Source organism: Streptomyces sp. NPDC030021, assembly GCF_055574035.1.
In genome coordinates this window covers 121781-134533 of the sequence record NZ_JBVIAH010000010.1, presented here as the reverse complement: position 1 = coordinate 134533, position 12753 = coordinate 121781, and the positions used below count along the sequence as shown (strand labels likewise).

The 12753-nt window shown below is 70.3% G+C and carries 12 protein-coding genes and 1 tRNA gene; 5 read left to right on the top strand and 8 right to left on the bottom strand.

Translation table 11 applies throughout. The annotated features are described in order from the left end of the window. Positions 1–337: 337 nt before the first annotated feature. Entirely contained in the window at positions 338–1105 is a 768-nt protein-coding gene (locus tag ACZ4YL_RS21195; RefSeq protein ID WP_301370442.1) for a response regulator transcription factor, read from the top strand. Here ACZ4YL_RS21195 and ACZ4YL_RS21190 read toward each other — a convergent pair. Continuing rightward, positions 1064–1561: a MarR family winged helix-turn-helix transcriptional regulator gene (locus tag ACZ4YL_RS21190; protein ID WP_030659599.1), complete on the bottom strand. Its 498-nt coding sequence runs from the start codon at positions 1559–1561 to the stop codon at positions 1064–1066. The genes ACZ4YL_RS21195 and ACZ4YL_RS21190 overlap by 42 nt on opposite strands. Positions 1562–1722: 161 nt before the next feature. Between ACZ4YL_RS21190 and ACZ4YL_RS21185 the strand changes: the two genes are divergently transcribed. Both ACZ4YL_RS21185 and ACZ4YL_RS21180 read left to right on the top strand, forming a co-directional pair. Then, the gene (locus ACZ4YL_RS21185; RefSeq protein WP_468118355.1) at positions 1723–2580 is read left to right on the top strand and encodes a trans-aconitate 2-methyltransferase; all 858 of its coding nucleotides are present in this window, start codon (positions 1723–1725) and stop codon (positions 2578–2580) included. Between the two features lie 2 nt (positions 2581–2582). Then, positions 2583–2975 carry a VOC family protein gene (locus ACZ4YL_RS21180; RefSeq protein WP_468118583.1) on the top strand — a complete coding sequence of 131 codons (393 nt, stop codon included), beginning with the start codon at positions 2583–2585 and terminating at the stop codon, positions 2973–2975. A 74-nt stretch (positions 2976–3049) separates the two neighbouring features. On the opposite strand, the gene ACZ4YL_RS21175 is transcribed toward ACZ4YL_RS21180, so the two are convergent. Both ACZ4YL_RS21175 and ACZ4YL_RS21170 read right to left on the bottom strand, forming a co-directional pair. Beyond that, positions 3050–3724 carry a TetR/AcrR family transcriptional regulator gene (locus ACZ4YL_RS21175; RefSeq protein ID WP_189735476.1) on the bottom strand — a complete coding sequence of 225 codons (675 nt, stop codon included), beginning with the start codon at positions 3722–3724 and terminating at the stop codon, positions 3050–3052. After that, positions 3721–4701, bottom strand: a complete 981-nt coding sequence (locus ACZ4YL_RS21170; RefSeq protein ID WP_468118353.1) for an acyl-CoA desaturase — start codon at positions 4699–4701, stop codon at positions 3721–3723. Before ACZ4YL_RS21170 ends, ACZ4YL_RS21175 begins: the two co-directional genes overlap by 4 nt. Before the next feature lie 354 nt (positions 4702–5055). Between ACZ4YL_RS21170 and ppc the strand changes: the two genes are divergently transcribed. Together ppc and ACZ4YL_RS21160 are read left to right on the top strand one after the other, a co-directional pair. Beyond that, positions 5056–7818, top strand: a complete 2763-nt coding sequence (gene ppc, locus ACZ4YL_RS21165) for a phosphoenolpyruvate carboxylase (protein ID WP_468118351.1) — start codon at positions 5056–5058, stop codon at positions 7816–7818. A gap of 93 nt (positions 7819–7911) precedes the next feature. Further along, positions 7912–8511 (top strand): Uma2 family endonuclease, encoded by a 600-nt coding sequence (locus ACZ4YL_RS21160; RefSeq protein WP_389120162.1) that lies wholly within the window; start codon positions 7912–7914, stop codon positions 8509–8511. Positions 8512–8515: 4 nt separating this feature from the next. Here the strand turns inward: ACZ4YL_RS21160 and pth are convergent, their stop codons facing one another. The 5 genes from pth to ACZ4YL_RS21135 all read right to left on the bottom strand — a co-directional run bounded on the left by pth (position 8516) and on the right by ACZ4YL_RS21135 (position 12708). Beyond that, positions 8516–9106: an aminoacyl-tRNA hydrolase gene (gene pth / locus ACZ4YL_RS21155; RefSeq protein WP_468118349.1), complete on the bottom strand. Its 591-nt coding sequence runs from the start codon at positions 9104–9106 to the stop codon at positions 8516–8518. Positions 9107–9204: 98 nt separating this feature from the next. Then, the gene (locus tag ACZ4YL_RS21150; protein WP_468118347.1) at positions 9205–9786 is read right to left on the bottom strand and encodes a 50S ribosomal protein L25/general stress protein Ctc; all 582 of its coding nucleotides are present in this window, start codon (positions 9784–9786) and stop codon (positions 9205–9207) included. Positions 9787–9970: 184 nt separating this feature from the next. Next, the gene (locus tag ACZ4YL_RS21145; RefSeq protein ID WP_030008898.1) at positions 9971–10948 is read right to left on the bottom strand and encodes a ribose-phosphate diphosphokinase; all 978 of its coding nucleotides are present in this window, start codon (positions 10946–10948) and stop codon (positions 9971–9973) included. 133 nt (positions 10949–11081) lie between these two features. Next, positions 11082–12527, bottom strand: coding sequence for a bifunctional UDP-N-acetylglucosamine diphosphorylase/glucosamine-1-phosphate N-acetyltransferase GlmU (gene glmU / locus ACZ4YL_RS21140; RefSeq protein ID WP_468118345.1), 1446 nt, complete (start codon positions 12525–12527; stop codon positions 11082–11084). A gap of 109 nt (positions 12528–12636) precedes the next feature. Beyond that, positions 12637–12708: transfer RNA gene (locus ACZ4YL_RS21135), tRNA-Gln, on the bottom strand. Positions 12709–12753 lie beyond the last annotated feature (45 nt).

The window sequence follows — 12753 nt, the reverse complement described above, 5'->3', positions numbered from 1 at the left end:
CCCGTGCAACTGCCCGCGGCACACGCCGGTACCGAAGCCGCCATCAGGACCTTCGGTGCAGGCGATTTCAAGCCATTGCAAAGCGGGTCCGGGACGCCCGCGCCGGAAAATCCCCGGGAAAACTTCTGCTATTCGGCCAACCGCCGGACGCCCCCGGCCCTACGCTGATGCGTGACACCGGTGGGGGCCGGTGTTGATTCAGGGGTCGAGACAAGTCGGGTACGTCGTCCGGTCCGGGGTAGTGCAGAGATGTCACGGCGGCGGCCGGGGCAGCTGCGGATCACCCGGTCCGGGCGCCGTACCCGCCGTCGTCCGTTCCCCTACCCTTGGGGGTTTTGTGGTTCGTATCCGGGTTCTCGTCGTCGACGATCACCGCATCTTCGCCGAATCGCTCGCAGCCGCGCTCGCGGCCGAGCCGGACGTGGACGTGTCCGCGGCCGGCAGCGGCCCCGCCGCGCTGCGCTGCCTCGAACGCGCGGCGGCCGAGGGCCGTCGCTTCGACGTCCTGCTGGTCGACGCCGATCTCGGCGCGGTCCCGGGGGCCGTGCCCGCCCAGCGGGAGTCCGGCTCCGGGCCGCCGCCGCCCAGCTCGGACGGGATCGCGCTGGTCGCGGGGGTGCGGGTGTCCCACCCCGGGGTCCGCACCGTCGTGCTCGCCGAGCGCGACGACCCCCGCCGGGCCGCCCTCGCGCTCCAGGCGGGAGCCTCGGGCTGGGTGGCGAAGGACTGCTCGCTCTCCCGGCTGCTGGCCGTGATCCGCGGGGTCCTGCGCGAGGAGACCCACCTGCCGCCCGCACTGCTCACCGGGGTGCTCCGGGAACTGACCGCGGCGCGCAAGCACCGTACGGACAGCGAGCGGCTCGTGGAGTCGCTGACCCCGCGTGAACACGAGGTGCTGCGCTGCATGGTGGCGGGGCTGGGCCGCAAGGACGTGGCGGCGCGGCTGTTCCTGTCCCCGCACACGGTCCGCACCCACATGCAGAACGTGCTGGGCAAGCTGGGGGTGCACTCCACGCTGGCCGCGGTGGCACTGGCCCGGAGGGCCGGCGTACGGCCGGCGGACCTAGCCGGGGATGTTGTCGAACGGAGCGGTCAACTGGCGTAGCAGCCCGGCGAGATCGCCGCGCTGACTCTGCGAGAGCTGGGCCAGGATCGCCCGTTCCTGGGCCAGCAGCCCGGCGAGGGCCTGGTCGGCGCGGTCCCGGCCCTCGGGGGTGAGCCGCACCAGGACCCCCCGTCGGTCGCTGGGGTCCGGGAGCCGTTCGACGAGGCCCTTCTTCGCGAGCCGGTCGATGCGGTTGGTCATGGTGCCGGAGGTGACCAGGGTCTGGGTCAACAGCTGGCCGGGGGAGAGCTGGTAGGGCGCGCCGGCCCGGCGCAGCGACGTCAGGACGTCGAACTCCCACGGCTCCAGGCCGTGCTCGGAGAAGGCGAGCCTGCGGGCGCGGTCGAGATGGCGCGCGAGCCTGCTGACGCGGCTCAGTACCTCGAGCGGTTCCACGTCGAGGTCAGGGCGCTCCCGCCGCCATGCCGCCACCAGTCGGTCGACCTCGTCCTCCATGCCGATCAGTGTACGGGGTCTGTCGATGTGAAGTCTCTTCATAACAAGTATCTCGATCACGAGTATCTTGACATCGAGATATAAATGGAGCGAGCATGGGGCATGGAGGGGGCCGGAACGGATTCCGCTTCCGATCGCCCCGCCAGCAGGGAGGCTCGAACATGTATTCCGATACCGCGCGCGCCGGGACCCCCACGTCCACCGCGCCATCCGCCCCCACCTGGGATCCCCAGCAGTACCTCCGGCACTCGGGCCACCGCACACGGCCCTTCCTCGACCTGCTCACCCGCATACCCGAGCTCCCCCACCGCCCCGCCCGTATCGCCGACCTCGGCTGCGGCCCCGGCAATGTCACCACTCTTCTCGCCGAGCGCTGGCCCGAGGCCCGCATCACCGGCTTCGACCTCTCCCGGGAGATGCTCCACCGCGCGGATGAGGAGTACGCCGGGCCCACCCCCGGCGGCGGCAGCCTCGACTTCCGCCACGGGGACCTCGCCACCTGGCTCCCCGAGGAGCCCTACGACCTGATCGTCTCCAACGCCGCCCTGCAGTGGGTCCCCGGCCACCCCGGCTCCTTCGGAGCCTGGATCAACGGCCTGCGCCCCGGCGGCACCTTCGCCTTCCAGATCCCCGGCAACTTCACGGCCCCCAGCCACGCCCTGCTCGCCGAACAGTGCGACACCCCCCGCTGGCGGGCCCGGCTCGCCGGTCACGGCGCCCGCTACATCCATCTCCTCGAACCCGCCGAATACCTCGCCCGGTTCACCGAGCTCGGCTGCGCCGCCGACATTTGGGAAACCACCTACCACCAGCTGCTCCAGGGCCCCGACCCCGTGCTCGACTGGGTCAAGGGCACCGCCCTGCGCCCCGTCCTCACCGCCCTCGGCGACGACCGCGACGCCGTGGACGCCTTCCTCGCCGAATACCGCGACCGGCTGCGCGCGGCCTATCCGACCGGCCCGCGCGGCACCGTCTTCCCGTTCCGCCGCATCTTCGCCGTAGCCCGCAAGGAGGCATGACCGTGCTGACCGCAGTCGACCACGTGCAACTCGCCGCGCCGCCGGACTCCGAGGACCGGCTCCGCGCGTACTACACGGACGTCCTCGGCATGACCGAGATCCCCAAGCCGCCCGTCCTCGCCGCCCGCGGAGGCTGCTGGTTCGCCGCCGGGCCCGTGCAGCTGCACCTCGGCGTCGAGGAGGACTTCCGGCCCGCCCGCAAGGCCCATCCGGGGCTACGGGTGACCGACATCGAGGCGTACGCGAGCAGACTGCGGGAGCGGGGAGCCAGGGTGGTCTGGGACGACGACCTGCCGGGCCACCGCCGCTTCTACTCGGAGGACCCCGTCGGCAACCGGCTCGAATTCCTGGAACGGCACCGCCCGGAACCGGCAGCGCTGGAACCCTGCGCCTAGGGCGTGTCCGCACGACGGCGCCCCGCCACCGGATCTGCCGGTGACGGGGCGCCGTCGTGGTCCGCGCACGGGGCTCAGTTCTTGCGCCGGCCCACCAGCTGAGGCTTCGACTCCAGCCCGTCCAGCCCGTGCCAGGCCAGATTCACCAGGTGCGCGGCCACCTCCGCCTTCTTGGGCCGGCGCACGTCCAGCCACCACTGCCCGGTCAGCGCCACCATCCCGACCAGCGCCTGCGCGTACAGCGGGGCCAGCTTGGGATCAAAGCCCCGCGCCTTGAACTCCAGACCCAGGATGTCCTCGACCTGCGTGGCGATGTCGCTGATCAGCGAGGCGAAGGTGCCCGTCGACTGGGCGACCGGGGAATCGCGCACGAGGATCCGGAAACCGTCCGTGTACGACTCGATGTAGTCCAGCAGCGCGAACGCCGCCTGCTCCAGCAGCTCCCGCGGGTGCCCGGCCGTCAGCGCACCCGTCACCCCGTCCAGCAGCTGGCGCATCTCCCGGTCCACGACGACCGCGTACAGGCCCTCCTTGCCGCCGAAGTGCTCGTACACCACCGGCTTGGACACCCCGGCCTTCGCCGCGATCTCCTCCACCGAGGTGCCTTCGAAGCCCTTCTCCGCGAACAGCGTCCGGCCGATGTCCAGCAGTTGCTGGCGCCGCTCCGCGCCCGTCATCCGGACCCGGCGGCCGCGCCTGGGCTTGTCGCTGCTGGAATTGCTGCCGTCGATCGCCACGCCCCCCATCATGCCGCGTTCGACTCGTTTTCCCTGCGCCGGGCGTCGATGCGGGCCGCCGACGGCCAGCGGACGTCCGTCGCCCAGCCCAGCTGCTCGAACCAGCGGATCAGCCGCGCGCTGGAGTCGACCTGGCCGCGCAGCACACCGTGCCGCGCCGAGGTCGGGTCGGCGTGGTGCAGGTTGTGCCAGGACTCCCCGCACGAGAGCACCGCCAGCCACCAGACGTTGCCGCTGCGGTCCCGGGACCTGAACGGCCGCTTGCCCACCGCGTGGCAGATCGAGTTGATCGACCACGTCACGTGGTGCAGCAGCGCGACCCGCACCAGGGAGCCCCAGAAGAACGCCGTGAACGCGCCCCACCAGGACATCGTCACCAGACCGCCCACCAGCGGCGGGATCGCCAGGGAGAACATCGTCCAGAAGACGAAGTCCCGAGAGATCCGGCGGATCGCCGGGTCCTTGATCAGGTCGGGGGCGTACTTCTGCTGATCGGTCTGCTCCTCGTCGAACAGCCAGCCGATGTGCGCCCACCACAGCCCCTTCATCAGGGCCGGCAGCGTTTCCCCGAACCGCCACGGCGAATGCGGGTCACCCTCGTGGTCGGAGAACTTGTGGTGCTTGCGGTGGTCCGCCACCCAGCGCACCAGCGGCCCCTCCACCGCCATCGACCCCATCACGGCCAGGACGATCCGCAGCGGCCGCTTCGCCTTGAAGGAACCGTGCGTGAAGTAGCGGTGGAAACCGATGGTGATCCCGTGGCAGGCCAGGAAGTACATGAAGACCATCAGACCCAGGTCCAGCCAGCTCACCCCCCAGCCCCAGGCCAGCGGAACCGCCGCCAGCAGGGCCACGAAGGGCACGGTGATGAACAGCAGCAGAGCGATCTGCTCGATGGAGCGCTTGTTCTCGCCGCCCAGTGTCGCGGACGGCTCGGACGTGTCGGAGGGCGCGGAGGCACCCTCGATCAGATCGGGACTGGTGGTCATGGGTGTCCCCTGGGGGGTGAGAGAAGTCGGAGGGCTCCCGGGTCACGGACCCTACGGACCCGTAACCTACGGCATCGTAAGTATGGCAAAGCCGGGTACGCAGGCAAGAGGGGCAGCGCCGGGAGAAGGAGCGCGCGCGAGGTGTTCACGCGCCGCCTGATGAGACGTTTGTCCAGGCACACGCATCGGACACCTATCCTGGGTCCCGTCGGACAGCGCGGTCCGCACGGGCAGCCCGAGCTGCGCATCAGGAGCGGAGATCCCGCCCCCGGACGGAGTCCTGGGAAGGCATCGCCGCACGTCGCCGGGAGCCCACCGCCCAGTAGCGCTCGAACACTGCAAGGAGCCGCACCTGTGAGCAGTGCTGACCAGGCCCGCCAGGGCCAGGCCCCCGTCACCCCGGCCGCCACCGCCAACGCGGAACTGCGCGCGGACATCCGCCGCCTCGGCGACCTCCTCGGGGAAACCCTCGTACGCCAGGAGGGCCAGGACCTCCTCGACCTCGTCGAGCGCGTCCGCGCCCTCACCCGCACCGACGGCGAGGCCGCCGCCGCCCTGCTCGGCGACACCGACCTGGAGACCGCCGCCAAGCTCGTACGCGCCTTCTCCACCTACTTCCACCTCGCCAACGTCACCGAGCAGGTGCACCGCGGCAAGGAGCTCCGCGCCCACCGTGCCGCCGAGGGCGGGCTCCTCGCCCGCACCGCCGACATGCTGAAGGACGCCGACCCCGAACACCTGCGCGAGACGGTCAAGAACCTCAACGTCCGCCCCGTCTTCACCGCACACCCCACCGAGGCGGCCCGCCGCAGCGTCCTCAACAAGCTGCGCCGCATCGCCACGCTGCTGGAGGAGCCCGTCACCGGCGCCGGCGACCGCCGCCGCCACGACCTGCGCCTCGCCGAGAACATCGACCTCGTCTGGCAGACCGACGAACTGCGCGTCGTGCGCCCCGAGCCCGCCGACGAGGCCCGCAACGCCATCTACTACCTCGACGAGCTGCACGCCGGCGCCGTCGGCGACGTCCTCGAAGACCTCGCCGCCGAGCTCCAGCGCGTCGGCGTCGAGATCCCCGCCGGCACCCGCCCGCTGACCTTCGGCACCTGGATCGGCGGCGACCGCGACGGCAACCCCAACGTCACCCCCGAGGTCACCCGCGACGTGCTGATCCTCCAGCACGAGCACGGCATCACCGACGCCCTCGAACTCATCGACTACCTGCGCGGACTCCTCTCCAACTCCATCCGCTACACCGGAGCCACCGAGGAACTCCTCGCCTCCCTCCAGGCCGACCTGGAGCGCCTCCCCGAGATCAGCCCGCGCTACAAGCGGCTGAACGCCGAGGAGCCGTACCGCCTCAAGGCCACCTGCGTCCGGCAGAAGCTCCTCAACACCCGCGAGCGCCTCGCCAAGGGCATCCCGCACGAGGAAGGCCGCGACTACCTCGGCACCGCCGAGCTCCTCACCGACCTCACCCTCATCCAGACCTCCCTGCGCGAACACCGCGGCGCGCTCTTCGCCGACGGCCGCATGGACCGCACCATCCGCACCCTGGCCGCCTTCGGGCTCCAGCTCGCCACCATGGACGTACGCGAACACGCCGACGCCCACCACCACGCGCTCGGCCAGCTCTTCGACCGCCTCGGCGAGGAGTCCTGGCGCTACGCCGACATGCCGCGCGAGTACCGGCAGAAGCTCCTCGCCAAGGAACTGCGCTCCCGCCGCCCGCTGGCCCCCACCCCGGCCCCGCTCGACGCCGCCGGAGCCAAGACCCTCGGCGTCTTCGGCGCCATCAAGGACGCCTTCGAGAAGTTCGGCCCCGAAGTCATCGAGTCCTACATCATCTCGATGTGCCAGGGCGCCGACGACGTCTTCGCCGCCGCCGTCCTCGCCCGCGAGGCCGGCCTCATCGACCTCCACACCGGCTGGGCCAAGATCGGCATCGTCCCGCTCCTGGAGACCACCGACGAGCTGCGCGCCGCCGACGTCATCCTCGACGAGATGCTCGCCGACCCCTCCTACCGCCGCCTCGTCTCCCTGCGCGGCGACGTCCAGGAGGTCATGCTCGGCTACTCCGACTCCTCCAAGTTCGGCGGCATCACCACCTCCCAGTGGGAGATCCACCGAGCCCAGCGCCGGCTGCGCGACGTCGCCCACCGCTACGGCGTGCGCCTGCGCCTCTTCCACGGCCGCGGCGGCACCGTCGGCCGCGGTGGCGGCCCCTCCCACGACGCGATCCTCGCCCAGCCCTGGGGCACGCTCGAAGGCGAGATCAAGGTCACCGAGCAGGGCGAGGTCATCTCCGACAAGTACCTGGTCCCCTCGCTGGCCCGCGAGAACCTCGAACTGACCGTCGCCGCCACCCTGCAGGCCTCCGCCCTGCACACCGCACCCCGCCAGTCCGACGAAGCCCTCACCCGCTGGGACGCGGCCATGGACGTCGTCTCCGACGCCGCGCACGCCGCCTACCGCGCACTCGTCGAGGACCCCGACCTGCCCGCGTACTTCTTCGCCGCGACCCCCGTCGACCAGCTCGCCGACCTGCACCTCGGCTCCCGGCCCTCCCGCCGCCCCGACTCCGGCGCCGGCCTCGACGGCCTGCGCGCCATCCCGTGGGTCTTCGGCTGGACCCAGTCCCGCCAGATCGTCCCCGGCTGGTACGGGGTCGGCTCCGGCCTCAAGGCCCTGCGCGAAGCCGGCCAGGAGGACGTCCTCGCCGAGATGGGCGGACGCTGGCACTTCTTCCGCAACTTCCTGTCCAACGTCGAGATGACGCTGGCCAAGACCGACCTGCGGATCGCCCGCCACTACGTCGACACCCTCGTGCCCGACCACCTCAAGCACGTCTTCGCCCGCATCGAGGCCGAACACGAGCTCACCGTCCGCGAGGTCCTGCGCATCACCGGCGCCGCAGAGCTCCTCGGCTCGAACCCGGTGCTCCAGCAGACCTTCGCCGTCCGCGACGCCTACCTGGACCCCATCTCCTACCTCCAGGTCTCCCTGCTGGCCCGCCAGCGCGCCGCAGCCGCCGCGGGCGAGGAAGCCGACCCGCTGCTCGCCCGCGCCCTGCTGCTCACGGTCAACGGCGTCGCCGCAGGCCTGCGCAACACCGGCTGACCCCGAGCCCTGGTATCCGTGTCCGTCACCCTTTGTGATGACGGACACGGATACCGGGCGCTACCGTGGACGTCCAGGACCACAATCCCGTCCATGGGAGCAACCATGACTGCCGAGCCCGTACACGACTGGTCGAGGCCGCCGTTGGACGGGTACACGGTGGACGACCTGCTGACGCTGCCGGACCTCCCGCGACACACCGAGCTGATCGACGGGAGTCTGGTCTTCGTGAGTCCGCAACGCTTCATCCACTCTGATCTGATCGACTTCCTCGTCACCCGGCTGCGACTGACCGCCCCCCGGCACACAAGGGTCGCGCGAGAGATGACTGTGGTGATCGACAAGCGCAACGGGCCCGAACCAGACATCTCAGTCGTGCGGCGAGAAGCCTGCACGAGCCCCATGCAGACCCACTTCTATGCCGCCGATGTCCTGCTCGCAGTCGAGGTGGTCTCGCCCGAGTCCGAAGCCCGGGACACCAAAGCGAAGCTGCACAAGTACGCCGCTGCCGGTATCCCGAACTACTGGATCGTCAAGATCGAGGGCGACGAAGCCATCGAACCGGTCGTGTACCTCTACGAGCTGGACCCCCACACACGTGCCTACGTCTGCCAGGGGATCCACACCAAGCCGTTCAGCGTCGACCGGCCCTTCGCCGCCGAAATCGACTTCGACGGGCTCGACGAGATGTAGCGGGTCAGGAGTTGTACGCCGACTGGGCGCGCTCCAGGCCCTCCTGGAGCAGGCATTCCACCGAGTCGGCGGCCCGGTCCACGAACCAGTCCAGCTCCTTGCGCTCCGTGGAGGAGAAGTCCTTCAGCACGAAGTCCGCGACCTGCATCCGGCCCGGCGGCCGCCCGATGCCGCACCGCACCCGGTGGTAGTCCGGGCCCATGGACTTGGTCATCGACTTCAGACCGTTGTGCCCGTTGTCCCCGCCGCCCAGCTTCAGCCGCAGCGTCGGGTAGTCGATGTCCAGCTCGTCGTGGACCGCGACGATCCGCTCCAGCGGCACCTTGTAGAAGTCGCGCAGCGCCGTCACCGGGCCGCCGGACAGGTTCATGTACGTCATCGGCTTGGCCAGCACCACCCGGCGGTTCGCCGGCCCCGGCGGACCGATACGGCCCTCGACCACCTGGGCCCGGGCCTTGTGCGCCTTGAACTTCCCGCCGATCCGCTCCGCCAGCAGGTCGGCCACCATGAAGCCGATGTTGTGGCGGTTGCCCGCGTACTCCGGTCCCGGGTTCCCCAGGCCCACGATCAGCCAGGGCGCCGCGTCGTCCGACATCAATAGCTCCTCGGTTCCTCTACGAAGACGACCGCCGTCCCGCTCCAGTGGAGCCGGACGGCGGTCGGTCAGCAACTGCTGAGGGGATGGGGCGAGGCTCAGGCCTCGGTGCCCTCGGCGGCCTCGGCGGCCGGCTCCTCGGCCTGCGGGGCCACGACCTGCAGGACGGCGATGTCGCCGTCGACGGCCAGGGTGGTGCCCGCCGGGAGGACCAGGTCCTTGGCGTGGATGGTGGCGCCGGCCTCAAGGCCCGCGATGGAGACGGTGACCTCGGTCGGGATGTGGGTGGCCTCGGCCTCGACGGAGATCGTGTTCTGGAGGGTCTCCAGCATGTTGCCGCCGGCGGCCAGCTCACCCTCGGTGACGATCGCGACGTCGACGGTGACCTTCTCGCCCTTCTTGACGATCAGGAAGTCGACGTGCGAGATCGAGCGCTTCAGCGGGTGCTTCTGCACGGCCTTCGGGATGACCAGCTCGGTGGCGCCGTCGATGTCCAGGGAGAGCAGGACGTTCGGGGTGCGCAGCGCCAGCTGGAGGGCGTGGGCGTCGACGTTGACGTGCTTCGGGTCGGTGCCGTGGCCGTAGATGACGGCGGGGGTCAGGGCGTCGCGACGGGCCTGACGGGCAGAGCCCTTGCCGAACACGGTGCGGACCTTGGCGGAAAGCTTGACCTCGGACATGCTCACTCCTCGTGGGGTGACGGAAGAAGGACGACAGTCACCCGGCCGGAACGGCCTGCTACGAAGAGCGCGTCGATAACGGAGCGTCCGTACCGGAAAAAAAGGTACGGCCTCCCTCGCCGAGCAACTCATGGAGTGTACCCGGCAGGGGAGGCCGTACCAAAAAGGATCTACCGCGGAGCGGTTACTGCTGCTCCTCGAAGAGGCTGGTGACCGAACCGTCCTCGAAGACCTCGCGCACCGCGCGCGCGATCATCGGGGCGATCGATAGCACCGTGATCTTGTCGAGCTCCAGGTCGGACGGGTCCGGCAGGGTATTCGTGAACACGAACTCGCTGACCTTGGAGTTCTTCAGGCGGTCGGCCGCCGGGCCCGACAGGATGCCGTGCGTGGCCGTCACGATGACGTCCTCGGCGCCGTGCGCGAACAGCGCGTCGGCCGCGGCGCAGATGGTGCCACCCGTGTCGATCATGTCGTCGACCAGGACGCAGACGCGGCCCTTGACCTCACCGACGACCTCGTGGACGGTCACCTGGTTGGCGACGTCCTTGTCGCGGCGCTTGTGCACGATGGCCAGCGGCGCGTCCAGACGGTCGCACCAGCGGTCGGCGACGCGCACGCGGCCGGCGTCCGGGGACACGATCGTGAGCTTCGTACGGTCCACCTTGGCGCCGACGTAGTCCGCGAGGACGTTCAGGGCCGAAAGGTGGTCCACCGGGCCGTCGAAGAAGCCCTGGATCTGGTCCGTGTGCAGGTCGACCGTGAGGATGCGGTCCGCACCCGCGGTCTTCAGCAGATCGGCGACCAGGCGGGCCGAGATCGGCTCGCGGCCCTTGTGCTTCTTGTCCTGGCGGGCGTACCCGTAGGACGGGACGATCACGGTGATGGAGCGTGCCGACGCGCGCTTCAGCGCGTCGATCATGATCAGCTGCTCCATGATCCACTTGTTGATCGGAGCCGTGTGGCTCTGGATCAGGAAGCAGTCCGCGCCACGTGCCGACTCCTGGAAGCGGACGTAGATCTCACCGTTCGCGAAGTCGAAAGCCTTGGTCGGCACGAGGGCGACGCCCAGCTGATGCGCAACCTCCTCGGCCAGCTCGGGGTGGGCGCGGCCGGAGAAGAGCATCAGCTTCTTCTCGCCGGTCGTCTTGATCCCGGTCACAGCACAGTCTCCTCAGACGTGTTGAAGCTGCTCGCCCCCATGTGCGTCCGTCCCGCACACGGTGAGCCAGCCGAATTGCGTGCACCTATCACGGTACGCCGTCGCGGGCGTACCTGTTTCCGGTCAGTTCACCTCAGGGGCGCTCGGCGTCCTCCGGGCCCGCCGACTGCGCCGCCGTGGCAGCCGCACTGCCCGGACGCTTGCGGGCCACCCAGCCCTCGATATTCCGCTGCTGGCCACGGGCCACGGCCAGGGCGCCGGGCGGCACATCCTTGGTGATCACGGAGCCGGCGGCCGTGTAGGCGCCGTCCCCGATGGTGACGGGAGCCACAAACATGTTGTCCGAGCCCGTCTTGCAGTGTGAGCCGACGGTGGTGTGGTGCTTGTGCTCACCGTCGTAGTTCACGAAGACGCTCGCGGCGCCGATGTTGGTGTACTCGCCGATCGTCGCGTCGCCCACGTACGACAGGTGGGGGACCTTGGTGCCCTCGCCGATCGTCGCGTTCTTCATCTCGACGTACGTACCGGCCTTGGCCTTGGCGCCGAGGTTGGTGCCGGGGCGCAGGTACGCGAAGGGGCCCACGCTCGCCTGCGGACCCACGACCGCGCTCTCGGCGACCGTGTTGTCCACCCGGGCGCCCGCGCCCACGTGGGTGTCCTTGAGCCGGGTGTTGGGGCCGACCTCGGCGCCCTCGGCGATGTGCGTGGTGCCCAGCAGCTGGGTGCCGGGGTGCACGATCGCGTCCTGCCCGAAGGTGACCGTCACGTCGATGAAGGTGCCGGCCGGGTCGACGACCGTGACGCCCGCGAGCATGGCCTGCTCCAGCAGGCGCGCGTTCAGCAGCGCGCGGGCCTCGGCGAGCTGGACGCGGTTGTTGATGCCGAGGATCTGCCGGTGGTCGCTGCCGACGGCCGCGCCGACGCGGTGCCCGGCCTCGCGCAGGATGCCGAGGACGTCGGTGAGGTACTCCTCGCCCTGGCTGTTGTCGGTGCGGACCTTGCCGAGGGCGTCGGCGAGCAGGGCGCCGTCGAAGGCGAAGACACCCGAGTTGATCTCACGGATCGCGCGCTGGGCGTCGGAGGCGTCCTTGTGCTCGACGATGGCCGTCACGGCGCCGCCGGCGTCGCGGACGATGCGTCCGTAGCCGGTGGAGTCCGGAACCTCGGCGGTCAGCACGGTGACGGCGTTGCCGTCGGCCTCGTGCGTCCGCGCGAGCCCGGCCAGGGTCTCCCCGGTCAGCAGCGGGGTGTCGCCGCAGACGACGATCACGGTGCCGGTGATGCCGCCGCCGAGCTCTTCGAGGGCCATGCGGACGGCGTGCCCGGTGCCGTTCTGCTCGTACTGGACGGCGGTGCGGACGTCGGCGTCGATGCCGGCCAGATGCGCGGTGACCTGCTCCCGGGCGTGCCCGACGACCACGACGAGGTGCTCGGGGTCCAGCTCACGGGAGGCGGCGACGACGTGACCGACGAGCGAGCGCCCGCAGATCTCGTGGAGAACCTTGGGAGTCGCCGACTTCATGCGGGTGCCTTCACCCGCTGCGAGTACGACGACGGCTGCCGGGCGGTTGGCGCTCACGGGGATGCCCTTCGGCTTCGGGGGTGGACCCGTGAAGGATACCGGGGTGCCGGTGCCCCCGAACGAACGCGGGTCCCGACCGTGAAGGTCCGGACCCGGAATCGAGCAGCTCCCCCGCCAGGACTCGAACCCGGACATAAGGCACCAAAAGCCTCAGTGCTGCCAATTACACCACAGGGGATAGTGAATGTGGCCTAATCGGACATTTTGGCGTACCGATCAAGCT